Source organism: Delftia sp. S65 (genome assembly GCF_016516495.1).
GTDB lineage: Bacteria > Pseudomonadota > Gammaproteobacteria > Burkholderiales > Burkholderiaceae_C > Comamonas > Comamonas acidovorans.
The window spans coordinates 69896-92494 of record NZ_JACVUR010000008.1 but is presented as its reverse complement, the minus strand read 5'-3'; the positions used below and the strand labels follow the sequence as shown (position 1 = coordinate 92494).

Sequence of the window (22599 nt, the reverse complement as noted above, 5' to 3'; positions counted from 1 at the left end):
ATGGACCAAGCCACTGCCGAAATTGCCCAGACCGCGGCCCGCCTCGTGGTCGAGGAAGGGCTGGAATGGGGGGCTGCCAAGCACCGCGCACTTCGCCAGCTGGGGCTGCCCGCGCGCACCGCGCTGCCGGGCAACGACCTGGTGGAAGAGGCCGTGCGCGAATACATTGCCCTGTTCTGCGCCGACACCCAGCCCCAGGAACTGCAGGCCCTGCGCGAACTGGCCCTGCAATGGATGGACCGCCTGGCCGAGTTCCGGCCCCATCTGGCCGGCGCCGTCTGGCGCGGCACAGCCACCCGCCTGTCCGATATTTACCTGCAGCTGTTCTGCGACGATCCCAAGTCGGCCGAGATCGCGCTGATCAACCAGCATGTGGAGTACGAGCCCAGCACCGTCACCGGCTTTACGGGGCAGGCCGTGGAGGCCTTGAGCATCCACGCCTTCTGCCGCCCTTTGAACGAGTCCGTGGGCGTGCATCTGCTGGTGTACGACCATGATGATCTGCGTGGCGCACTCAAGCCCGACGGCCAGGGGCGCAGCCCGCGCGGCAGCGCCGAGGCGCTGCGCAGGCTGTTGGATCAGGATGAAGAGGAGGCCGACCGTGGCTGATTCAGTGGATGCAGGGCAAAACACATCTTCCCGCCGCCGTTGGCTGATGGGCGGCGTTGCCGCCGCCGCAGGCCTGGGTGGAGCAGGGTTTGCGTGGTGGCGTTTTCAGCCGCACGCCATGGATGCCAGTGCCGAAGAGCAGCTGTGGCAACAGCGCTTCATCACGCCCGATGGCTCGGCCATGACGCTGTCGCGCTGGCGCGGCAAGCCGGTGCTGGTCAATTTCTGGGCCACCTGGTGCCCGCCCTGCGTGCGCGAGCTGCCCATGCTCGATGCCTTCTCGGCGCGCCAAAACCAGCATGGTATTCAGGTCATTGGCCTGGCCGTGGACAAGCCGGAGGCCGTGCAGCGCTTCCTGGGGCGCACACCCCTGCGTTTCCCTGTGGCGCTGGCGGTGGAAGGCGGTCTGGGCCTGACCCGCTCGCTGGGCAATCTGCAGGGCGGACTGCCCTTCACCGTGCTGCTCGGCGAAGATGGCATGGTGCAGCAACGTAAAATAGGTGAGCTTACTACCGAAGATCTGGCTTCCTGGAGCGCAAAAGGCTGATTTTTCGCATCATCGAAGCTGTGAAAGCTCAGGAAATGCCCTGAATTCCATGGCGACGTTGATGAAAAATATGCCTCAAAGCACGCAGAAGGGCGAAATTGGAGTAAATTCGCGCCCTATTTAGTTGTTAGCCGCTGGAGCTCCCATGGATTTGCGAAAACTCAAGACCCTCATTGATCTGGTGTCCGAATCGAACGTGTCGGAACTGGAGATCACCGAAGCAGAGGGCAAGGTCCGGATCGTCAAGAGCGAAGGCGCCGTGGTGCAGCACTATGTGGCAGCGCCCATGCAGGCTCCCATGGCCGCGCCGATGGCGGCACCCGTCGCCGCTGCCCCCGCAGCGCCCGTGGCGGCACCGGCCGAGGCAGCCGTCTCCGGCCACGTGGTGAAGTCGCCCATGGTCGGCACTTTCTACCGCGCCTCCAGCCCTGGCGGCAAGCCCTTCGTGGAAGTGGGCAACCAGGTCAAGGAAGGCGAGACCATCTGCATCATCGAGGCGATGAAGATTCTCAACGAGATCGAAGCCGACAAGAGCGGCACGATCACGCGCATCCTGGGCGAAAACGGCCAGGCGGTAGAGTACGGCCAGCCCCTGTTCGTGATCGAGTAACCTGCAGGCGAGCGATGCCGCAAGCGGCACGACGCCCTGGCGCGAACGCATGCCGCGGCGCGACAGAGCAATTGGCTCAACTGACGGCTTCGGCCTGCGTACCGGCGCAGGCACCAAGTCGCGAGGACCTTCATGTTTAAGAAAATTTTGGTTGCCAACCGGGGCGAGATTGCCCTGCGCATCCAGCGCGCCTGCCGTGAACTGGGCATCAAGGCGGTGATGGTGTATTCCGAGGCCGACCGTGACGCAAAGTACGTCAAGCTGGCCGATGAGGCCGTGTGCATCGGCCCCGCGCCTTCGCCGCTGAGCTACCTCAACATGCCGGCCATCATCTCGGCCGCCGAGGTGACCGACGCCGAGGCCATCCACCCCGGCTACGGCTTTCTCAGCGAGAACGCCGACTTTGCCGAGCGCGTGGAAAAGAGCGGTTTCACCTTCATCGGCCCCACGCCCGAGAACATCCGCACCATGGGTGACAAGGTCTCGGCCAAGCAGGCCATGATCAAGGCGGGCGTCCCCTGCGTGCCCGGCTCGGATGGCGAGCTGCCTGACGATCCCGTGCAGATCCGCCGCATCGCCAAGGCCGTGGGCTATCCGGTGATCATCAAGGCCGCAGGCGGCGGCGGTGGCCGTGGCATGCGCGTGGTGCATACCGAGGCGGCGCTGATCAATGCCGTGCAGATGACCAAGGCCGAGGCCGGTGCGGCCTTCGGCAATCCGGCCGTCTACATGGAAAAGTTCCTGCAGAACCCGCGCCATGTGGAAATCCAGATCCTGGCGGACAACCACCGCAACGCGGTCTACCTGGGCGAGCGCGACTGCTCCATGCAGCGCCGCCACCAGAAGGTCATCGAGGAAGCGCCGGCTCCGGGCATTCCGCGCCGCCTGGTCGAGAAGATCGGCGAGCGCTGCGCCGCTGCCTGCAAGAAGCTGGGCTACCGTGGCGCCGGCACCTTCGAGTTCCTCTTTGAGAACGGCGAGTTCTACTTCATCGAGATGAACACCCGCGTTCAGGTGGAGCATCCGGTGACCGAACTGATCACGGGCGTGGACATCGTGCGCACCCAGATCATGGTGGCCGCAGGCGAGAAGCTGCCCTTCACCCAGCGCCAGATCAATGCCCAGCTCAAGGGCCATGCGATCGAGTGCCGCGTGAATGCCGAGGATCCCTACAACTTCATGCCGTCGCCGGGCCGCATCACCATGTGGCATGCCCCCGGTGGCCCCGGCGTGCGCGTGGACTCGCACGTCTACAACAACTACTTCGTGCCGCCGAACTACGACTCCATGATCGGCAAGATCATCGTCCACGGCGACACGCGCGAGCAGGCGCTGGCGCGCATGCGCACGGCGCTGCTGGAGACCGTGGTCGAAGGCATCAAGACCAATATCCCGCTGCATCAGGATCTGATGGTGGACGCCAAGTTCATGGAAGGCGGCACCAACATCCATTACCTGGAAGAGTGGCTGGCGCACCGCAACGCCAACAAGCGTTGAGCAGGTCGCCCGATTGACCCTGCATGCTGGCCCCCGGCGACGGCGGCCAGCATTTTCATTTATTGCATAGAAAAGGATGGGCCCATGTTCGAGTTGAGCCTGCTGTGCCCGGAAGACCGGGTTGAGACCGTCAGCGATGCGCTGGATGCGCTGGACGCCCTGAGCGTATCGGTGGAGGATGCCGACGCGCAGACCGAGGCCGAGCAAGCCCTGTTCGGCGAGCCCGGCATGCCGCCGCCCAAGGACGGCTGGCAGCGCAGCCGCCTGGTGGCGCTGTTCCCCTCGCAGCAAGCGGCCGAAGAGGCGCGTGATCTGCTGCTGCCCCAGGACTTCTTCGAGGGCTGCAGCATCATCGCCGTCAAGCAGGTGCCGGAGCAGGACTGGGTGCGCCTGACGCAGTCGCAGTTCGCCCCGGTGGACATCACGCCCGAATTCTGGATTGTTCCCACCTGGCACGAGCTGCCGCCCGAGGCGCGCGTGAGCATCCGCCTGGACCCGGGCCTGGCCTTTGGCACGGGCACGCACCCGACCACGCGCATGTGCCTGCGCTGGATCGCCCGCCAGCCCCAAGGCAGTCTTGGCCGCACGCTGGACTACGGCTGCGGCTCGGGCATCCTGGCCATTGGCGCAGCCAAGTTCGGTGCCACCGACATCGACGCGGTGGACATCGACCCGGCTGCCGTGGAGTCCACGCGCTACAACGCCGACGCCAACGCCGTGCAACTGAAGGCGGGCCTGCCCGATGCCGGCAATGGCGAATACCGCACCGTGCTGGCCAACATCCTGGCCACGCCGCTCAAGGTGCTGGCGCCGCTGCTGTGCGGCCGCGTGGCAGCAGGTGGAAGCCTGGTGCTGGCCGGTATCCTGGAGCGCCAGGCCGACGAGCTCAAGGAGGCCTATGCGCCGTACCTGGCGCTGGAAGTGGCCGACAGCGAAGATGGCTGGATCCTGATGACCGCGCGCCGCGCGGCCTGATTTCCGGCCCGAGTCCCCGCGCGGCCGCCGCCTTCGTGGCGCGGGCCGCGAGCAGCTGCCTACAATCGATCGCTGATGAGCCAAGTCACCCGCTGTCCTGCCTGTGGAACCCGCTTCAAAGTGGTGGCCGACCAGCTGCGAATTTCGCAGGGGTGGGTGCGCTGCGGCGTCTGCCATGAAGTGTTCGATGCCTCCGAGGATCTGCAGCCCCTGCCCACGGCACCTGTGAACGCGGCCGGCACCTCGGTGGCCGGCACTCCGGTGGCTGGCGGGGCATCGCACAACCCGGCCGAATTCGAGGACGATGACATCCGCGAATTCAGGGAATCCATGTGGCTGCCGACGGCGCCGAGCGGATTGCCGGGACGGGGCGCATCGGGGCCTTCTGCACCTGTTGCACCCTCTGTGCCTGCCGCACCTGCCGCACCTGCGGTATCCACCGCAACCACGGCTGCGGCTGCCAGGGCCGAGCCTTCGCCGTCCATGCCGCCGGCCGAGGTGCCGGCTCCAGAGGCCCCGCCTTCGCACCCTGTGACCGCGAAGGACCCCTCCGCCAGCGCCGCCGAAGAGTCGGGCAGCGCGCTGCCTGGAGCGTCACTGGTGGACGAGATCCTGGCTGCGTCCCGGGCAGCGCCGAAGTCCCCGCTCGCCGCCCAGGCCGAGCAAGCCGTTGACGGCCTGCTCGGCCCCGAGCCTGACAAGGCGGCTCCTGTGCCCGCACCGGCAAAGGATGAGGAAAGCGCGCCGTTCACACGGCCCCATAAGCCATCTGACAAGTCATCTGACAAGCCATCCGACAAGTCGTCCGATGCGCCTGCGCCGTCCGTGCCAACCGGCCTGCTGCGGGAATCGGAGCCGCAGGCGCAGGCCTCCGTGCCTTCGCCGGAGTTCTCCCGCTGGCCCGACAGCGATGGCGAAGGCAGCGGTGAGGCTGCGGCCGCGCTGCCCGAGGCCGAGCCCGGCTTTGTGCGCCAGGCGCGGCGCAAGGCATTCTGGCGCCGGCCTGCCGTGCGCGTGGCGCTTGTGCTTGGCAGCCTGCTGGGCGTGGGCGCCTTGGCAGGCCAGGTCATGTGGGGCCAGCGCGATGCGCTGGCCGTGCAGCATCCTTCGCTGGCGCCTGCGCTGCAGGCCCTGTGCGCCATGGCGGGCTGCGAGCTGCAGCCGCGCCGCCAGATCGGCGACGTGGTGATCGGCAGTTCGGGCTTTCGGCAGTTGCCGCGCAGCGGCCAGTACCAGTGGAGCCTGAGCCTGGAGAACCGTTCCGACTTCCCCGTGGCCATGCCCGCTGTCGAACTCACGCTCACCGATGCCCAGGACAAGCTGCTGCTGCGGCGCGTGATCCGGCTTGACCAGTTCGGCGCGCCCGCGCAGATCGAGGGCCATGGCGAGTGGAGCGTGACGGCCCCGGTCGAAGTGCAAGGCCTGGAGGCGGCCGTGGCCGGCTATCGCGCCCTGGTTTTTTATCCCTGAATCCCCCTGACTTTTCAAGAAAGCCGAGACACACCATGGCCGCTCTCATCTGCGGATCGCTTGCGTTCGACAACATCATGACCTTCGAGGGAAGGTTTGCCGACCAGATCCTGCCTGACCAGTTGCACATCCTCAATGTGTCCTTCCTGGTGCCCACACTGCGCCGCGATTTCGGCGGCTGCGCGGGCAACATCGCCTACGCCCTGCGCTTGCTGGGCGGCGATGCCTGGCCCATGGCCATGGTGGGCAGCGACGGCGCCGACTATGTGCAGCGCCTCGACGAACTGGGCGTGCAGACCGCGCACATCGGCCAGCTGCAGGACACGCACACGGCCCAGTGCATGATCATGACGGACCGTGACAACAACCAGATCACGGCCTTCCACCCGGGCGCCATGATGCAGGCCCACGGCAACCGCATCACGCCAGAGCTCAAGGAGCAGGTGCGCGTGGGCATCATTGCGCCCGATGGCCGCCAGGCCATGCTCGAGCATGCCCAGCAGTTCAAGGCGGCCGGCATTCCCTTTGTGTTCGATCCAGGCCAGGGCCTGCCCATGTTCGATGGACAGGAACTGCGCAGCTTCATCGAGCAGGCTGACTGGGTGGCCGTGAACGACTACGAGGCCCGCATGCTCAGCGAGCGCACGGGCTGGAGCCTGGAGCAGATTTCCGGGCAGGTGCAAGGCCTGGTGGTGACGCTGGGGGCAGAGGGCTGCGAGGTCTGGGTGCAAGGCGCCAAGACCCTGGTGGCGCCGGTGCAGCCCGCCGCCGTGGTCGATCCCACGGGATGTGGCGACGCATGGCGTGGCGCCATGCTGTTCGGCCTGGAGCGTGGCTGGGACCTGGTGCGTTGCGCCGAACTGGGCAACCGCCTGGGCGCGCTCAAGATTGCCAGCCGTGGCCCGCAGAACTACGTGCTGGACTTCGCCCAGCCCTGAAGCCGGGATCACCGGGCGGCGGCGCAGCCGCCGTCTTCACAATGAAAGATGGCCCCCACGCTTGCCTCGCTGCGCAAGGACCGCTGCCCCCCGAGGGGGCATTTTTCATCTTGGGGCGGCCCGGCGATGAAAAAAGCCCGACTCCAAAGAGCCGGGCTTTTTGCTTTGAGACCGGAAAAGTCTCAGGGCTTGTTGCCTGTGGGGAAGGGCCATGCGGCTTGGGGAGCCAGGCGGGTTTGCGCGATGGGCGCGGGTGCGGCAGCGGGAGCTGCAGGCGCGGCAGCGGCGGGAGCTGCTGCGGCCTTCTTGGGGGCAGCGGCCTTCTTCGGGGCTGCAGCCTTCTTGGCGGGAGCGGCAGGAGCTGCTGCGGCCTTGGCGGGCGCTGCGGCAGGCTTGGCAGCTGCAGCGGGCTTCTTGGCAGCAGCAGGAGCGGCAGCCTTCTTGGCGGGAGCAGCGGCCTTCTTCGCGGCAGGTGCAGCAGCCTTTGTGGCAGCGGGAGCAGCGGCCTTCTTGGCAGCAGGAGCAGCAGCCTTCTTGGCAGGAGCAGCGGCCTTCTTTGCAGCAGGAGCAGCAGCCTTCTTGGCAGGAGCAGCGGCCTTCTTTGCGGCAGGTGCAGCAGCCTTCTTGGCGGGAGCGGCAGCCTTCTTTGCAGCAGGAGCAGCAGCCTTCTTGGCAGGAGCGGCGGCCTTCTTTGCAGCAGGAGCAGCAGCCTTCTTGGCGGGAGCGGCAGCCTTCTTCGCAGCAGGAGCAGCAGCCTTCTTGGCAGGAGCGGCAGCCTTCTTCGCAGCAGGTGCAGCAGCCTTCTTGGCAGGAGCGGCAGCCTTCTTTGCAGCAGGTGCAGCGGCCTTCTTGGCAGCAGGAGCTGCAGCCTTCTTCACAGCAGGTGCAGCAGCCTTCTTGACGGGTGCTGCCTTGGCAGTGGCCGTGGTTTTCTTCACGGTTTCAGCCTTGGGAGCAGCCGCCTTTTTGGCAGTGGTCTTCTTGTCGGTGGGGGCCTTGGTGGAGGCCGTCTTCTTCGCAGTTGCCATCATCTTCTCCTTCGTTGATTTGCACAAAACACTTCGGGGTACGGGGCTCCGAAGCGATCCAAAGCGATGTGGAGTGACGCATCGCAATGAACACGGAGACGCCCCACGCCGCAACACCATCGGTATTGCAAAAGCGTGAAGCGCGTCATGGTTCGCATTGTGCCTGCAGAGAAGCGATTAATCCCAGGAAAGTGCGCCGCCGGTTTGATACTCGATGACGCGTGTCTCAAAGAAGTTACGTTCCTTCTTCAAATCGATCATCTCGCTCATCCAGGGGAACGGGTTTTCCTCGTTGGGGAACAGGGCCTCAAGGCCGATCTGCGTGGCGCGGCGGTTGGCGATGTAGCGCAGGTAGCCCTTGAACATCGATGCGTTCATTCCGAGCACGCCGCGCGGCATGGTGTCCTCTGCGTAGCGGTATTCCAGCTCGACGGCCTTGACGAAAAGCGCCGTGATTTCTTCCTTGAATTCGGGTGTCCACAGCTGTGGATTTTCGAGCTTGAGCTGGTTGATCAGGTCGATGCCGAAGTTGCAGTGCATGGACTCGTCGCGCAGGATGTATTGGTACTGCTCGGCGGCGCCGGTCATCTTGTTCTGGCGGCCCAGCGCAAGGATCTGCGTGAAGCCCACGTAGAAGAACAGGCCCTCCATCAGGCAGGCGAAAACGATCAGCGACTTGAGCAGGGTCTGGTCGGTTTCGAAGGTGCCGGTCTTGAAGGCGGGGTCCATGATCGCTTCGATGAAGGGGATCAGGAATTCGTCCTTGTCGCGGATGGAGGGGACTTCGAGATAGGCGTTGAAGATCTCGCCCTCATCCAGGCCCAGCGACTCCACGATGTACTGGTAGGCGTGGGTGTGGATGGCTTCCTCGAAGGCCTGGCGCAGCAGGAACTGGCGGCATTCGGGCGCCGTGATGTGGCGGTAGGTGCCCAGCACGATGTTGTTGGCGGCCAGCGAATCGGCCGTCACGAAGAAACCCAGGTTGCGCTTGATGATGCGGCGCTCGTCCTCGGTCAGGCCGTTGGGGTCCTTCCACAGGGCGATGTCGCGGTTCATGTTCACTTCCTGCGGCATCCAGTGGTTGGCGCAGGTGGCCAGATACTTTTCCCAGGCCCACTTGTACTTGAACGGCACCAGCTGATTGACGTCGGTCTTGGCATTGATGATGCGCTTGTCGGCGGCATTCACGCGCTTGTGTGTGGTGCTCGGCGCAGCCTCCGCGCCGCTGGGCGTGTTCGAGAGGGTGGCGTCGTCGTCAAAGGTCAGCATTGCAATTTTCTCCGGCATGCCCTGGGGCATATGTTCAGTTCATTCGGTGCGAAAGAGTCCTCTCTTTCTGCTCCGGTCAATGTAGGACCATGGGTGGCCTGGCGTGTTGAGCAGGCCCAAGGTCCATGGCGAAGATCCTGCGCATGGCGCTGGCTGGCGGGCAGGGCGCGGGGCCTGCGCCGTGGCGAGGCCCCGCGCTGCGCGGCTTACTGGCAGGCTTCGCAGCCGGGATCGTCGATGGCGCAGAACTTGATGTCCGTCGCCGGTGCCTGGGCGCGCGCGGCGGCTGCCGCGGCTTCCAGGGCGCTGGAGGTGTTCACGGCGGCAGGCTGTGCGGCGGCGGCCGAGGGCACGGCGTTGAGCACGCGGCTTTGCACCGTGGACTTCTCGATGTTGGTGGCGCTGGTGGTGCGCAGGTAGTAGGTGGTCTTCAGACCGCGCAGCCAGGCCAGCTTGTAGGTGTCGTCCAGCTTCTTGCCCGATGCACCGGCCATGTAGATGTTCAGGCTCTGGGCCTGGTCGATCCACTTCTGGCGGCGCGCAGCGGCCTCGACCAGCCAGGTGGGCTCGACCTCGAAGGCGGTGGCGTACAGGCTCTTGACGTCCTGGGGCACGCGGTCGATGGGGCGCAGCGAGCCGTCGAAGTGCTTGAGGTCCATGACCATCACGTCGTCCCACAGGCCCAGGCGCTTCAGGTCACGCACCAGGTACTGGTTGATGACGGTGAACTCGCCGGACAGGTTGGACTTGACCGACAGGTTGCCGAACGAGGGCTCGATGGAGGCATCGACGCCGACGATGTTGGAGATGGTCGCCGTGGGCGCGATGGCCACGCAGTTGGAGTTGCGCATGCCGTGCTGGCCGATCTTGGCGCGCAGGGCATCCCAGTCCAGGCGCGAGGAGCGGTCCACTTCCACATAGCCGCCGCGTGCCTTCTCCAGCAGGTTCAGCGTGTCCAGCGGCAGGATGCCCTGGTCCCACAGCGAGCCCTTGTAGCTGGAGTACTGGCCGCGTTCCTTGGCCAGCTCGGTGGAGGCCCAGTAGGCGTAGTAGCAGATGGCTTCCATCGACTGGTCGGCGAACTCCACGGCCGCGTCGCTGGCGTAGGCGATGCGCATTTCATAGAGCGCATCCTGGAAGCCCATCAGGCCCAGGCCCACCGGGCGGTGGCGCAGGTTGGAGTCCTTGGCCTTCTGCACGGCGTAGTAGTTGATGTCGATCACGTTGTCCAGCATGCGCATGGCCGTGGTGATGGTCTTGCGCAGCTTGCCGTGGTCGATGGCGCCATCGACGATGTGGCGCGCCAGGTTGACCGAGCCCAGGTTGCAGACGGCGGTCTCGGTGTCGCTGGTGTTCAGCGTGATCTCGGTGCACAGGTTGGACGAGTGCACCACGCCGGCGTGCTGCTGGGGCGAGCGCACGTTGCAGGGGTCCTTGAAGGTGACCCAGGGGTGGCCGGTCTCGAACAGCATGGACAGCATCTTGCGCCACAGGTCCATGGCCGGGATGCGCTTGAACAGCTTGAGTTCGCCGTTGTCGGCCTTGGTTTCGTAGGCCTTGTAGGCGTGCTCGAAGGCGGCGCCGAAGAGGTCGTGCAGGTCGCCGACATCGGAGGGCGAGAACAGGGTCCAGTGGCCCTTTTCCATGACGCGCTTCATGAACAGGTCGGGAATCCAGTTCGCCGTGTTCATGTCGTGCGTGCGGCGGCGGTCGTCGCCGGTGTTCTTGCGCAGTTCGAGGAATTCCTCGATGTCCAGGTGCCAGGTCTCCAGGTAGGTGCAGACGGCGCCCTTGCGCTTGCCGCCCTGGTTCACGGCCACGGCCGTGTCGTTGACCACCTTGAGGAAGGGCACCACGCCCTGCGACTCGCCGTTCGTGCCCTTGATGCGCGAACCCAGGGCGCGCACGCGCGTCCAGTCGTTGCCCAGTCCGCCGGCGAACTTGGACAGCAGGGCGTTTTCCTTGATGGACTCATAGATGCCGTCCAGATCGTCGGGCACCGTGGTCAGGTAGCAGGAAGACAGCTGCGAGCGCAGCGTGCCGCTGTTGAACAGCGTGGGCGTGCTGCTCATGAAGTCGAAGGACGACAGCAGCTCGTAGAACTCGATGGCGCGTGCATTGCGGTCCTCTTCCTGCAGCGCCAGGCCCATGGCCACGCGCATGAAGAAGGACTGGGGCAGCTCGATGCGCGTCTTGCGCACGTGCAGGAAGTAGCGGTCGTACAGGGTCTGCAGGCCCAGGTAGTCGAACTGCTCGTCGCGCTCGGCCTTGATGGCGGCAGCCAGGCGGGGCAGGTCGTAGTTCAGCAGCTCGGGGTTGAGCAGCTCGTTGTCCACGCCCTTGCGGATGAAGCCGGGGAAGTACTCTGCGTAGGCCGCCTGGATGTCGGCCGGGTGCACGTCACGGCCCATGACCTCGCGCACGATCGTGTGCAGCAGCAGGCGGGCGGTGACGTAGGTGTAGTCGGGGTCTTTCTCGATCAGCGTGCGAGCGGCCAGGATGGAGGCCTTGAAGACTTCTTCGATCGGCACGCCGTCGTACAGGTTGCGCAGCGTCTCGGCGACGATGGGGGCGGCCTGGATATCGGCGTTGAGGTTGCGGCAGGACGCCTCGATCAGCGCCAGCAGGCGGGCCTGGTCCAGCGGCACGCGCTGGCCGTTGTCGGTCACATGCAGCACGGGCGCCGGTGCTGCGGCGGCAACCGCTGCGGCCTCGGCGGCCTTCTTTTGCTCGGCACGTTCCTGGTTGCGGCGGTCGCGGTACAGCACGTAGGCGCGTGCCACGTCGTGGTGGCCGCCGCGCATCAGGCCCAGTTCGACCTGGTCCTGCACATCTTCAATATGGAAGGTGCCGCCGCCCGGACGCGAGCGCAGCAGTGCGCGAACCACGGCCTGGGTCAGCTCATCCACGGTCTCGCGCACGCTGGCGGAGGCCGCGCCCTGGGCGCCGCGCACGGCCAGGAAGGCCTTGGTCAGCGCGACGGCGATCTTTTGCGGCGTGAAGGGCACCACATCGCCGCTGCGGCGGATGATCTGGTAGCCGTCCTGCACGGACAGGTGATGGGCGGAGGAAGGATTGGCAGCATCACCGTGCGCAGCGGGAGCCAAAGAATTCAGTGCTTCTTGCATGAGTTTCCTCAACGGGTGTTTGTGGATAGAACGGACGCGGACCTGCACTTGGGGCAGGCTTGCTGGGAGATGGAATCGGGGTCGGATGTACACACCGTTTTCACAGGGTGTGCACAGCTTGTGAACACTAGATATGGTGTCCAGCGTGCTTCTGGGCACTACCTGTAGTGTATCGCCGTCTCATGTACACGGGGTACTCACAGCCGGAAAACCGCTGTTTGCGCTGCGCCAAACGGGTGCGCAACCTACAAGCCAATAGCAGCAAAGGCCCGCTGCGCCGTGGCTTGCGGGCGATGGTCCGCCGCAAGCCGCGGCAGCCTTGGCCCTGCGCCGGTCGGACCGCTGAAAGCCCCATGGACAGTGGGGCTGCGACACATGCGTGAATTTGTAAAAAATGATCAGGCAGCCGGTGCATGCGCCTGGCGCGCCACATCGGTTGCTTTCTGGATTGACACAGCCTTTGTCCTCTGCCTGTGGACAAGCGGGATTTTGCGCAAGACCTGGCGGTGCCTGCGATGAGGGTGTGCGCTTACGTGGAGGGCTGGCCCGCGCCCGGCGGCAGCTGCCAGTTCGCCGTGGCTGGGTGATGGGCCAGCAGCCCGCGCAGCCGGTGCCAGTCGAAGCCTGCGCCCGGATCGCATTTGCGGCCCGGCGCGATGTGCTCATGGCCTGCGAGATGGGCCACGGGGTAGCGCGCCGCGATGGCGTTGCACAGGGCATCGAGCGCCGCGTACTGGGCCGGCTCGAACCGCAGGCCCTCCAGGCCTTCGAGTTCTATGCCGATGGAGTCGTCGTTGCAGCGGTCGCGGCCCCGCCAGCAGGAAGCGCCTGCATGCCAGGCGCGCGCGTCGCAGTCCACAAACTGCCAGACCTCGCCCTGGCGCGTGATGAAGAAATGCGCCGACACCTCCAGGCCGCGTATCCCCTGGTAGTAAGGATGAGCGTCCCAGTCGAGCTGGTTGGTGAACAGTTGCTGGACCGCACCCGTGCCGTACTCGCCGGGGGGCAGGCTGATGGAGTGCACGACGACCAGATCGACCAGCGCCTGGGCCGGGCGCTCGCCAAAGTTGGGCGAGGGCAGGTGGCGGGCCTGCTGCAGCCAGCCGCCTTGCCAGGTCCAGGCCGGGGCCTGGGTGGCTTGCGGCTGCGGATCAGGACTCGCCATGGCCGCCTCCGTCCGTCTCCGCGCTGGCATCGCCGGGCAGGGCGATGTTCAGCCGGTCGATGCGGTAGCGGATCTGGCGCAGGCTCAGGCCCAGGCGCGCGGCGGTGGCCGTGCGGTTGAAGCCGTTTTCCTGCAGCGCCTGCACCAGGATGCCGCGCTCGCGCTCGTCCAGCCAGGCCTGCAGGTCACGGGGCAGGTCGGCATCGGCTGGCTCTGGCGATAGCGGGCCGCTTGGCGGCAGGGGGCGCGAAGGCGAGAGCGAAGAAGAGGGCGAGGCGGATGCGGGTGGTGCGGGCGGTGCGGGCGGCGTGCCGCAGGGCAGCTGCATCTCGGGATCTATGCGCAGCGGCCCGTCCTCGCCCAGCGTGATGGCGCGGTGCAGCAGGTTCTCCAGTTCACGAACATTGCCGGGCAGGGGCAGGCGGGCGATCTGCTGCACTGAACGCTCGTCGATCTCGGGCATGGGCAGACCGGATTCCTGCGACAGCCGTGCCAGCAGGGCGCGGCACAGGGCAGGCAGGTCTTCGCGGCGCTCACGCAGCGGGGGCAGCAGCACCTCGATGACATTGAGGCGGTAGTACAGGTCCTGCCGGAAGCGCCCCTGCTGCACATCGGCAGCCAGGTCACGGTGGGTGGCGCTGACGATGCGTACATCGGCCGCTTCCTCCTGTGCGGAGCCCAGGGGGCGCACGCGGCGCTCCTGGATGGCGCGCAGCAGCTTGGCCTGCATGGCCAGGGGCAGGTCGCCGATCTCGTCCAGGAACAAGGTGCCGCCGCGCGCCGCCTGGAAGTAGCCGTCGCGGTCCTGGGTGGCGCCGGTATAGGAGCCCTTGCGCGCGCCGAAGAACTCGGCCTCCAGCAGGTTTTCGGGAATGGCGCCGCAGTTCACGGCCACCATGGGGCCATGGGCGCGCTGGCTGCAGGCATGCAGCGCGCGGGCCACCAGCTCCTTGCCCGTGCCCGACTCGCCATGCACCAGCACCGGCGCCATGCCGCGCGCCACCTTGGCAATGCGCTGCTTGACGGCCTGCATGGCGGGCGACTCGCCCACCATGGCGTCCAGTGCGCCGCTGCCGTTGAGCACCGGGCTGGCGGCGGGAGCGGCCGAAGGGCTGCGCGCCGGCATCACGCCCGGGGCCGGCACACCGCCCACGCCCTGGGCGGCCGAGGCCACGACCAGGCGGAACTGCTTGAGGTCCACGGGCTTCGTCAGGTAGTCGAAGGCGCCTGAGCGCAGGGCCTCGACGGCGTTCTCGGCGGAGCCGTAGGCCGTCATGACCACGCAGCGCTCGCGCCGCTGCTGGCTGCGCAGGTCCTGCAGCAGCTCCATGCCCATGCCGTCGGGCAGGCGCATGTCGGTGATGACCACGTCGAAGCGCTGGGTCTGCAGTTGCTCGCGCGCCTCGCCCACGCTGGCGGCAGTCTCCACGCGGTAGCCTTCACGCAGAAGGGTCAGTTCATAGAGGGTGCGCAGATCCGGCTCGTCGTCCACGACAAGGATCGATGCGGCAGCGGGCAGGGAGTTCAAAGGCATCACACCACAATCTGATCAAACAGGGAGGCCGGCAGGGCCGAGGCCGGGCCGGCACGGAACACGATGCTGAAGGCATTGCCCTCGACAGGGCCGTGCGGCGTGGGCCGCGACAGCCGCTGGTAGCTGATGCTGGCATCGTAGCGCTGGCACAGCTCGCGGCAGATATACAGGCCCAGGCCGCTGGAGCGGCTTTCCGAAGAGAAGAAGGGCTCGAACAGATGGCGTTGCACCGTGGGCTCCAGCGCCGCGCCGTCGCTCCAGACCTGTAGCCAGATCTGGCCGCCGGCCGGCGCGCCGGTCAGCACCTGCAGCGTGTGTGGCTCGTGGGCGTTGCTGCGGTAGCGCCGGGCGTTGTCCAGCAGGTTCACCAGGATGCGGCGCAGATGCTCGCCATCGAACACCACGGTCTTGTCCCTGGCGTCGAGCAGGAGCTGGATGCTGTGCGCGGGCTGGCCCTGGGCCTGCCATTCCTGGCAAACCTGGGCCACGTGCTGGTCCAGGGCCAGCAGGCCGGCATGCGCCTCGCCAATGTGCTGCTGGGCCCGGGCGATGTTGAGTACGTCCTCGACGATGCGTGCCAGGCGCTCGGCATTCTGGCCCACGATGCGGCACAGCTGCTGCTGGGCCGGGTCCTGCGCCAGATCCTCGGCCAGCAGGGCATTGGCCTGGGTGATGGCGGCCAGCGGATTGCGGATCTCGTGGGCCACGGCGGCCGACATGCGGCCCATGGATGCCAGCTTTTCCGTGCGCAGCCGCGCCTCCATCTCGCGCAGATCATGCAAAAAGACCACGCACAGCTGCTGCAGCAGCGCGGGCTCGGCCGCGTCGGCGGCGTCGGATGGGGTGGCGACTTCGGTCAGCCAGGTGCGCAGGTGCAGGCCCGTCATGCCTTCCTGGCCGATGGACTGCAGATGGATGGCGGCCGAGATGGGCAGGTTCTGGGCAAAGCTCTGGGCCACGGCGTCCTGCAGCCGCTGCCAGCCGGAATGCTCCTTGAGGGCGAAGGGCAGGGCATGCGCGTCGGCCAGCCCCAGCAGGTGCAGCGCGGCCGGGTTGGCCTGCTGCACGCGGAACTGGGGATCGACCACCAGCACGCCTTCGCCCAGGTGGCGGATCACCAGGGCATTGACCTGTTCCTGCGTCTGGGCCTTGCGGCTGCTGTGCTGGGCCAGGTGGCGCTCGCGCCGCACGCGGCGTGCCAGCTCGTGCGTCAGATAGGCCACCGCGAAATAGCCTGCGCAGGCAAAGCTGGCCTGGTAGTAGGCCTGGGTGCTTTCTATGCGGCCAGCCACGTCCTGCCATGCCACCCAGCCAAGGGTCAGCAGCGTGACGCTGGCCGTGGTGGCCAGGGCCAGCGTCAGATTGCCCAGCACGGCCGAGATCAGGATGGGAATGGCCAGCAGGGCCGAGTAGTTCAGCGGCCCGGTCTGCAGCATCTGCAGCAGGCAGATGACCGCGATGTCCACGCCGATCACGGGCAGCCAGTGCACGCCGGCGCGGGGCGAGGGCGGCTGGGCGCGTGCCGTCAGCCGCAGCAGCAGCGTCAGCCCCAGGTAGCCCAGGCAAACCAGCCAGACCAGGGAATTGCCGCCGGGCTGCACGCTGAGCAGCGCCAGCTGCAGCAGCAAAAGCGCAGTGGCGATGAGCACGCGGCCGGTCAGGAAGCCCTGCCATAGCCGGACAAAGGGGGCGTTGGCGTCGTGCGGCGACTGCGCCGCGGCCTCGTCGATGGTGGGTGGCTGGGGGGGGACCGCGTCCTGCATGCTCAGCGCCGTTGCGCCAGGGTGCGGTGCTCTGCGCTGCAGTAGCTGCGGCCGGCCGCCTCGATGGCCTCGCTGCGCGGCAGGTGCAGGCCGCAGTGCGCGCACTCGACCATGTCCTGTGGAGCCGCCAGCGGCGCATTGGTCGGGTTGCGCGGCGCAGCGGCGTGGCGCCGCTCGCGGGCCTCGGCACGGCGCTGGCTGCGCCAGATGCCGACAGCCACGATGATGACGATCAGGACCAGCAGGTACTTCATGTGGTGCGCTCCAGCAGCACTTCCATGACGAAGCGCGATCCCGCATAGGCCAGCAGCAGCAGCAGGGCGCCTGCATAGAGCATGCGCACGGCGCTGCGGCCACGCCAGCCAAAGCGCGCACGGCCGATCAGCAGCACGGCAAAGGTCAGCCACGACAGCAGCGAGAACACAGACTTGTGGTTCCAGACCCAGGCCTTGCCATAGAGCTGTTCGCCGAACAGCCAGCCTGCGGCCAGCGTGGCCGTGAGCAGCACAAAGCCTGCGGACACGAAGCGGAAGGTCAGGCGCTCCAGCGTGAGAAGCGGCAGGCCGCTGTCATGGCCACCGCCGCCCAGCCGCATGTGCTGCTCGGCGCGTGTCATCAGCGAGGCGTGGACCACGGCGGCCGCGAACAGTCCGTAGGAGGCAATGCCCAGTGCCAGGTGCAGCGGCAGCCAGGGCGAGGCGTTGACATGCAGGGGCGTTCCCGGAAACAGCGCGGCCATGAGCACGGCGGCCGTGCCCAGCGCGGACAGCGCCAGCTGCGCGCGCATCTTGGGGAACAGCTGCTGCTCGACGCCATAGACGGTGAGCACCAGCCAGGCCGTCATGGACAGGGCCGGTGCAAAGCCGAAGTGAGGCTGCTCCCCGAGCAGGCCCCAGGCCAGGGCCAGGGCGTGGAGCACCCAGGCCAGGCGCAGGGCAATGCGGGCGCCGGCCTGGCTGATGCGTCGGGCGCCGGCGGCTGGCACGGCATAGGCCACGGCTGCGGCAAGCGCCAGCATCCAGCCCAGGGGCGATACGTTGGCGGAAATCAGGGGGACGGAGAGCATCTTTCAATGATAGCTGTGGCTTTCCCGCCGCCGGTTGTGCAGGCTCAGAATCCGGGTGCCATGCCGTGGTTCGGCGCGCATTTTCAGGGCTCCACGGCTGCCTCGATGCGATTGCGCCCCTGGGCCTTGGCCTGGTAGAGCAGGCCGTCCGCCTTCTGCAGCCAGGTTTCCAAAGGCGCGGCAGACGGCTGCCGCACGGTGAGTACGCCGCAGCTGACGGTGAGCTGCGGCGCCGTGGGAGAGGCGGCGTGGGCGATGGACAGGCGCAGCACTTCCTGGCGGAAATGCTCGGCCATGGCCGGGGCATCGCTTTCGCCGGGGAGGATGAGCGCGAATTCCTCGCCGCCAAAGCGCGCGGCCAGGTCGTAGGGCCGGCGCGCATGCCGCTGCAGCGTGGCGGCCACTGCCTTGAGCGCCTCGTCCCCCTGCACATGGCCATAGCAGTCGTTGTATTGCTTGAAGTGGTCTATATCAATGAGAGCCAGGCCCACGGGCTCGCCCGTGCGCAGGCTGCGGCGGTAGGCGCGCTCCAGCACGTCGTCGAAGTGGCGCCGGTTGGCCAGGCCGGTCAGCCCGTCCACCATGGCCAGGCGCTCCAGGGCCTGGCGCTGCAGGGCCAGCCGTATCTGGTTGCGCACGCGCACCTCGACCACGGCGGGGCGTATGGGCTTGGAGACATAGTCGGCCGCGCCCAGGCGCAGGCCGTATTCCTCGGCCTCGGCATTGCTCTGTCCGGTGATGAAAATGACGGCGATATGGGCGGTGCGCTCCTGCGCGCGCAGCGCACCCAGCACCTCGTAGCCGTTCATGCCGGGCATGGCCAGGTCCAGAAGGATCAGCTGCAGGCGGTGGGCTTCGCGGTGGGCGACCACCAGGGCGCCAGGGCCGTCCTTGGCCAGCAGCACTCGGTAGTGGGGGCTCAGCAGCTCGGCCAGCATGCTGCGGTTCAGCCGCTCGTCGTCCACGATGAGGACCGTGGGCAGCTCCGACCCGGTCAGGGCGTCAAGCATCTGCAGCTCCCTGTAGGGCCATCCGGTTCGCAGCCATGCTCCGCGCCAGCTGATCGAGCGCCTGCAGCGCCGCCTCGGTTTCCAGGGACTCGGTGCAGCGCTGGATGCGCTGCAGCACGGACGCATGGCGCCCGCTGACCAGGGGCCGCAGCCGTTCCAGTTCGGCCACGGCGGCATAGTCGCTGTCGGCAATCTGCAGCCGCAGCCGAGCCAGCGTGGATGAGACTTCCTCTGCGGTCATCGGCTGCCGCTGCGGCTGCTGCGGGGGCGCAGCGCTGGACACCGTGGCCGGGGGTGGCAAGGCCGCCTGCCCGGACCGCACGGCGATTTCCGCCAGCAGGCCCTGCAGCCCATCGGCCAGCGCCTGCACCAGGGATGGCAGATCACCGCTGGGCCGGGCATTCCCGCCATTGCCGTCGCCTGACATGCAGGCATGCGCGCCGGTCTCGGCCATGGCCGACCATTGCTCCAGCAGATTCGCGCCCAGGTAGCCCAGGCTGCCCTTGAAGGTATGCGCCAGCGACGCCACGGTTGCCCAGTTGCCGCTGCGCGCGGCGCGGCGCAGCTGTTGCGGCGCATCGGCAAAGTCCTGGGCAAAGCCTTCGATCGCATGCTGCATGCGCGGCGATTGGCTGGCAAGGCGTTGCCGCAGCTGCACAGGATCCCAGGCCGGGGCAGGGGTTGGCGGCGTGGGCCGGGAGGGCGCGGCCGGCCCAGGCGCTGCCGTTGGCGGGGGGGCTGCGCGCAGGCAGCGCTGCAGCGTCTCGTACAGCAGCACATCGTCAACGGGTTTGGTCAGATGGGCATTCATGCCTGCGGCCTCGATCCGGGCGCGCTCCTCGACATAGGCCTGTGCAGTCAGCGCGATCACCGGAAGATGCCGCAGCGCGCTGCGCGTGCGCAGGGCACGCGTGGCACTGAGGCCGTCCATGCCGGGCATGTGCACGTCCATGAGCACGGCATCGAAAGGCTGGCTGTCGAGCAGCTGCAGCGCCTGCAGACCGTCTTGCGCAGTCTGTACCGATATGCCGGCCTGCTCCAGCAGCTCGGTGGCCACCTCGCGGTTGAGCACGTTGTCATCCACCACCAGCACCCTGCGCCCAGGCAGGCCCGGGTAGCGCTGCTGTGGCGACGGGCCGGCCGCCGGGTCTTCAGGCTGGGTCGATTCGGGGTCCCGCAGCGCCTCCCGGATGGAGGACCTCAGTGCCGATGCGGTCAGGGGCTTGATCAGCAGGCCCCGCAGGCCAAACTGCGCAGCATGCAGCTGCACTTCGTCGCGCCCGAAGGCCGTGACCATGAGCGCAGCCGGGGTCTTGACCAGGTCCTGTCGCTCGCGCATGCGGCGTGCCAGCTCCAGTCCGTCCATGCCGGGCATGCGCCAGTCCAGCAGGGCCAGGCCATAGGGGGATTCCTGGCGTGCGGCCTCTTGAAGCATGCGCAGCGCCTGCATGCCCTCCGCCGCCGTATCGCAGCGCATGCCCAGTCTGCGCACCATGGCGGCCAGCGCCTCGCGCGCGCTGGCGTTGTCATCGACGATGAGAACGCCGGTGCTGCCCAGGTTGTCGTGGCCGTCCGGCAGCGCATCCGTGGCAAGCCGGACCTTGGCCGTGAAGCGGAAGTCGCTGCCCTGGCCGGGCTGGCTGCACACGCCGATCTTGCCGCCCATGAGCTGCACCAGCCTGTGGCAGATGGCCAGGCCCAGGCCGGTGCCGCCGTGGCGGCGCGTGGTCTGGATGTCGGCCTGGGTGAAGGGCTGGAACAGCCGCTCGGCCCGCGATGCATCCAGGCCTATGCCGGTGTCGCGCACGCTCACGCACAGGTGGTGCAGGGGTGCTGCCGTGGTGTCCGCATCGGCATCCGCAGGCGCGTCCACCGGCGGCGGCTCCAGATGCAGGGAGATCACCACCTCGCCATGCTCGGTGAACTTGATGGCGTTGCCGACCAGGTTGGTCAGCACCTGGCCCAGGCGCATTGGGTCGCCGCGCAAACGGGGCGGCAGCTGCGGGTCCAGCGCATAGACCACTTCCAAGCCCTTTTCCTCTGCGCGCAGCGCCGTGGAGGCCGTCACGGTCTCCAGCACATCGTCAAGGGCGAAGTCCACTTCCTCCAGCGCCAGCATGCCCGCCTCTATCTTGGAGAAATCGAGGATGTCGTTGATCACGGCCAGCAGGGCGCTGGCCGAGCGCTCCACCTTCTCCAGGTAGCCGCGCTGGCGCGATGTCAGCGCGGTCTGCTGCACCAGGCGCGTCATGCCGATGACGGTATTCATGGGTGTGCGGATTTCGTGGCTCATGATGGCCAGGAAATCCGATTTGGCGCGTTCGGCCGCTTCGGCGGCTTCCTTGGCCTGATGCAGCGCCTGCTCGGCCTCGCGCTCGCGGGTGATGTCCAGCATGATGCCGTCCCAGACCATGCCCTCCTGACAGCGCCGGGGGGCCGAGCGGCAGCGCAGCCAGCGGATCTCTCCGTCGGGCCTGATCACGCGAAAGCGGCAATCGAAGACCCGCAGCGTATCGATCGAGCGTTGCATCATCCCCTGGTAGAGCGGCAGGTCCTCGGGATGGATGGCATTCAGGTAGACCTGCCGATCGGCCATGATGGCGTGGGCCGGCACGCCGATCAGGTTCTCTATGCCGGCGCTGATGTAGCTGAGCCGCAGTTGCGTCAAGCCGCCTTCCAGGCGGTAGATGGCGCCGCTGGGCAGGTTGTCGGCCAGGGCTTCGAGGCGCATGCGTGCGTCCTCGCGTTCGGACAGGTCCTGCAGCGTGCCGCTGAGCGCGACGATGCGGCCTTGCTCGTCGCGCAGGGCCCGGCCCATGAGGCGGGCGGCGAACTGCCGGCCGTCCGGGCAGCGCTGGACCACATCGATGCTGTAGGACTGGCCGGTGCTGATGCACAGATCCACGGCAGCGGTGAGCCGGGCAAGATCCTGCGGCCCGAGCATGGCGCGCAGGGCATGGCGCTTCAGTGGCGGACCCTGGGGGTCCAGGCCGTTCATCACATACATCATCTCCGAAGCCTGAAAGTGCCCGGTGTCCAGTTCCCATGTCCAGCTGCCCAGGCGCGCCAGCTGTTCGGCCTGGCGCAGCACGTCGTAGCTTTTTTGCAGCTGGGACTCGGTCTGGCGCATGAGGGTGATGTCCCGCGCAATGCCCAGCACGCCCACCGTCCGGCCCTCGGCATCGCGATAGGGAATCTTGGTGGACTGGAAGATGCGGCGCTGCCCGTCGACCAGCAGATGATCGTCCATCACCACGGGCGCATCGCTGTCCAGCACCCGGCGGTCGCTGTCGGTGAAGCTGCTGTCGGAGAAAAGCTCCTGGTCGGTCTTGCCCACGATGTCTTCGGGCGCGCGTCCGGCAAAGCGGGCTGTGGCGGGGTTGGCGAAGGTGTAGCGGCCCTGCCGGTCCTTGGCGAAGACCAGGTCGGGCGTCTCGCGCATCACGGTCTCCAGCAGGCGCGTCGAGTCCTGCCACGGCCAGGTGCGGTTTTGCAGGTGCGGCTCAAGCTGCGCATTGGGCTGGCCGATCGGCTCGTCCTGGCCGGTGCGCTCGCCGAGGTCGTGCCAGGTAGTGAAGAAAAGCCGCCTGCCCGACAGTGACAGGCAATGGACATGGATCTCGGCGGGCAAGCTGCTGCCATCGCGGCGGATCAGCCGGCCTCGCAGAAGGGCCTGGCTGTCCACGACCATGTCCCGCCAGAAATCACGCGGCCGTCCATCCAGGTCCAGCCATACGTCCATGATGCCCAGTCCCAGCATGGCGGCCTTGTGATGGCCCAGGCTGGCGCAGGCCTGGGCATTGGCATCGAGCAGGCCGCCCTGCTCGTCAAACAGAAGAAACCCGTCGGGCACACGGTCCAGAAACTGGCGATACGGCGTATCAGGCATGAAGACTCCCAGGCGGTAGCAAGCCAGCATTGCGGAATGTGATAGCCATAAACTATGGAAACATTGCGCATGTTACTGCTGGCCGATGCCTGCCGTGGGGC

17 protein-coding genes are annotated in these 22599 nt (G+C 67.1%); 7 read left to right on the top strand and 10 right to left on the bottom strand.

The window, feature by feature from the left end; all coding sequences use genetic code 11:
• The 7 genes from IAE24_RS09870 to IAE24_RS09840 all read left to right on the top strand — a co-directional run bounded on the left by IAE24_RS09870 (nucleotide 1) and on the right by IAE24_RS09840 (nucleotide 6646).
• The gene (locus tag IAE24_RS09870; protein ID WP_013804096.1) at nucleotides 1-609 is read left to right on the top strand and encodes a hypothetical protein; all 609 of its coding nucleotides are present in this window, start codon (nucleotides 1-3) and stop codon (nucleotides 607-609) included.
• A 46-nt stretch (nucleotides 610-655) separates the two neighbouring features.
• Nucleotides 656-1156: a TlpA family protein disulfide reductase gene (locus tag IAE24_RS09865; RefSeq protein WP_034390512.1), complete on the top strand. Its 501-nt coding sequence runs from the start codon at nucleotides 656-658 to the stop codon at nucleotides 1154-1156.
• Between the two features lie 145 nt (nucleotides 1157-1301).
• Nucleotides 1302-1766 carry an acetyl-CoA carboxylase biotin carboxyl carrier protein gene (accB, locus tag IAE24_RS09860; RefSeq protein WP_012203424.1) on the top strand — a complete coding sequence of 155 codons (465 nt, stop codon included), beginning with the start codon at nucleotides 1302-1304 and terminating at the stop codon, nucleotides 1764-1766.
• 132 nt (nucleotides 1767-1898) lie between these two features.
• The gene (gene accC / locus IAE24_RS09855) at nucleotides 1899-3263 is read left to right on the top strand and encodes an acetyl-CoA carboxylase biotin carboxylase subunit (RefSeq protein ID WP_012203425.1); all 1365 of its coding nucleotides are present in this window, start codon (nucleotides 1899-1901) and stop codon (nucleotides 3261-3263) included.
• An 84-nt stretch (nucleotides 3264-3347) separates the two neighbouring features.
• Nucleotides 3348-4238: a 50S ribosomal protein L11 methyltransferase gene (prmA, locus tag IAE24_RS09850; protein WP_012203426.1), complete on the top strand. Its 891-nt coding sequence runs from the start codon at nucleotides 3348-3350 to the stop codon at nucleotides 4236-4238.
• 75 nt (nucleotides 4239-4313) lie between these two features.
• On the top strand, nucleotides 4314-5708 hold the full coding sequence (locus IAE24_RS09845) for a zinc-ribbon and DUF3426 domain-containing protein (protein WP_199960710.1): 1395 nt from the start codon (nucleotides 4314-4316) through the stop codon (nucleotides 5706-5708).
• A gap of 35 nt (nucleotides 5709-5743) precedes the next feature.
• Nucleotides 5744-6646 (top strand): carbohydrate kinase family protein, encoded by a 903-nt coding sequence (locus IAE24_RS09840; protein ID WP_012203428.1) that lies wholly within the window; start codon nucleotides 5744-5746, stop codon nucleotides 6644-6646.
• A gap of 182 nt (nucleotides 6647-6828) precedes the next feature.
• On the opposite strand, the gene IAE24_RS09835 is transcribed toward IAE24_RS09840, so the two are convergent.
• The 10 genes from IAE24_RS09835 to IAE24_RS09790 all read right to left on the bottom strand — a co-directional run bounded on the left by IAE24_RS09835 (nucleotide 6829) and on the right by IAE24_RS09790 (nucleotide 22498).
• Nucleotides 6829-7674 (bottom strand): hypothetical protein, encoded by an 846-nt coding sequence (locus IAE24_RS09835; protein WP_199960708.1) that lies wholly within the window; start codon nucleotides 7672-7674, stop codon nucleotides 6829-6831.
• Between the two features lie 177 nt (nucleotides 7675-7851).
• Entirely contained in the window at nucleotides 7852-8943 is a 1092-nt protein-coding gene (locus IAE24_RS09830) for a ribonucleotide-diphosphate reductase subunit beta (RefSeq protein ID WP_012203430.1), read from the bottom strand.
• Nucleotides 8944-9149: 206 nt separating this feature from the next.
• A complete protein-coding gene (locus IAE24_RS09825; RefSeq protein ID WP_013804092.1) occupies nucleotides 9150-12071 on the bottom strand; it encodes a ribonucleoside-diphosphate reductase subunit alpha in 2922 nt (973 codons plus the stop codon).
• A gap of 529 nt (nucleotides 12072-12600) precedes the next feature.
• Nucleotides 12601-13236 (bottom strand): 1,6-anhydro-N-acetylmuramyl-L-alanine amidase AmpD, encoded by a 636-nt coding sequence (ampD, locus tag IAE24_RS09820; RefSeq protein WP_199960706.1) that lies wholly within the window; start codon nucleotides 13234-13236, stop codon nucleotides 12601-12603.
• On the bottom strand, nucleotides 13223-14770 hold the full coding sequence (locus IAE24_RS09815; protein WP_199960705.1) for a sigma-54-dependent transcriptional regulator: 1548 nt from the start codon (nucleotides 14768-14770) through the stop codon (nucleotides 13223-13225). The genes ampD and IAE24_RS09815 overlap by 14 nt, the downstream gene beginning before the upstream one ends.
• On the bottom strand, nucleotides 14770-16533 hold the full coding sequence (locus IAE24_RS09810) for a sensor histidine kinase (RefSeq protein WP_063327208.1): 1764 nt from the start codon (nucleotides 16531-16533) through the stop codon (nucleotides 14770-14772). The genes IAE24_RS09815 and IAE24_RS09810 overlap by 1 nt, the downstream gene beginning before the upstream one ends.
• Before the next feature lie 2 nt (nucleotides 16534-16535).
• Complete coding sequence (locus IAE24_RS09805; RefSeq protein ID WP_199960703.1) at nucleotides 16536-16787, bottom strand: PP0621 family protein; 252 nt, start codon at nucleotides 16785-16787, stop codon at nucleotides 16536-16538.
• A complete protein-coding gene (locus IAE24_RS09800; RefSeq protein ID WP_012203436.1) occupies nucleotides 16784-17599 on the bottom strand; it encodes a cytochrome C assembly family protein in 816 nt (271 codons plus the stop codon). The genes IAE24_RS09805 and IAE24_RS09800 overlap by 4 nt, the downstream gene beginning before the upstream one ends.
• An 83-nt stretch (nucleotides 17600-17682) precedes the next feature.
• Nucleotides 17683-18609, bottom strand: a complete 927-nt coding sequence (locus IAE24_RS09795; RefSeq protein WP_013804086.1) for a GGDEF domain-containing response regulator — start codon at nucleotides 18607-18609, stop codon at nucleotides 17683-17685.
• Complete coding sequence (locus IAE24_RS09790; RefSeq protein WP_199960701.1) at nucleotides 18602-22498, bottom strand: response regulator; 3897 nt, start codon at nucleotides 22496-22498, stop codon at nucleotides 18602-18604. The genes IAE24_RS09795 and IAE24_RS09790 overlap by 8 nt, the downstream gene beginning before the upstream one ends.
• Nucleotides 22499-22599: the final 101 nt, after the last annotated feature.

What these genes read in the sequence shown, in the direction of transcription:
- prmA (WP_012203426.1), top strand. Translation starts at nt 3,348, where the DNA reads ATGTTCGAGTTGAGCCTGCTGTGCCCGGAAGACCGGGTTGAGACCGTC.
- accB (WP_012203424.1), top strand. Translation starts at nt 1,302, where the DNA reads ATGGATTTGCGAAAACTCAAGACCCTCATTGATCTGGTGTCCGAATCG.
- IAE24_RS09805 (WP_199960703.1), bottom strand. Translation starts at nt 16,787, where the DNA reads ATGAAGTACCTGCTGGTCCTGATCGTCATCATCGTGGCTGTCGGCATC.
- IAE24_RS09800 (WP_012203436.1), bottom strand. Translation starts at nt 17,599, where the DNA reads ATGCTCTCCGTCCCCCTGATTTCCGCCAACGTATCGCCCCTGGGCTGG.
- IAE24_RS09795 (WP_013804086.1), bottom strand. Translation starts at nt 18,609, where the DNA reads ATGCTTGACGCCCTGACCGGGTCGGAGCTGCCCACGGTCCTCATCGTG.
- IAE24_RS09815 (WP_199960705.1), bottom strand. Translation starts at nt 14,770, where the DNA reads ATGCCTTTGAACTCCCTGCCCGCTGCCGCATCGATCCTTGTCGTGGAC.
- IAE24_RS09835 (WP_199960708.1), bottom strand. Translation starts at nt 7,674, where the DNA reads ATGGCAACTGCGAAGAAGACGGCCTCCACCAAGGCCCCCACCGACAAG.
- IAE24_RS09830 (WP_012203430.1), bottom strand. Translation starts at nt 8,943, where the DNA reads ATGCTGACCTTTGACGACGACGCCACCCTCTCGAACACGCCCAGCGGC.
- accC (WP_012203425.1), top strand. Translation starts at nt 1,899, where the DNA reads ATGTTTAAGAAAATTTTGGTTGCCAACCGGGGCGAGATTGCCCTGCGC.
- ampD (WP_199960706.1), bottom strand. Translation starts at nt 13,236, where the DNA reads ATGGCGAGTCCTGATCCGCAGCCGCAAGCCACCCAGGCCCCGGCCTGG.
- IAE24_RS09845 (WP_199960710.1), top strand. Translation starts at nt 4,314, where the DNA reads ATGAGCCAAGTCACCCGCTGTCCTGCCTGTGGAACCCGCTTCAAAGTG.
- IAE24_RS09810 (WP_063327208.1), bottom strand. Translation starts at nt 16,533, where the DNA reads ATGCAGGACGCGGTCCCCCCCCAGCCACCCACCATCGACGAGGCCGCG.
- IAE24_RS09870 (WP_013804096.1), top strand. Translation starts at nt 1, where the DNA reads ATGGACCAAGCCACTGCCGAAATTGCCCAGACCGCGGCCCGCCTCGTG.
- IAE24_RS09865 (WP_034390512.1), top strand. Translation starts at nt 656, where the DNA reads ATGGGCGGCGTTGCCGCCGCCGCAGGCCTGGGTGGAGCAGGGTTTGCG.
- IAE24_RS09790 (WP_199960701.1), bottom strand. Translation starts at nt 22,498, where the DNA reads ATGCCTGATACGCCGTATCGCCAGTTTCTGGACCGTGTGCCCGACGGG.
- IAE24_RS09840 (WP_012203428.1), top strand. Translation starts at nt 5,744, where the DNA reads ATGGCCGCTCTCATCTGCGGATCGCTTGCGTTCGACAACATCATGACC.
- IAE24_RS09825 (WP_013804092.1), bottom strand. Translation starts at nt 12,071, where the DNA reads ATGCAAGAAGCACTGAATTCTTTGGCTCCCGCTGCGCACGGTGATGCT.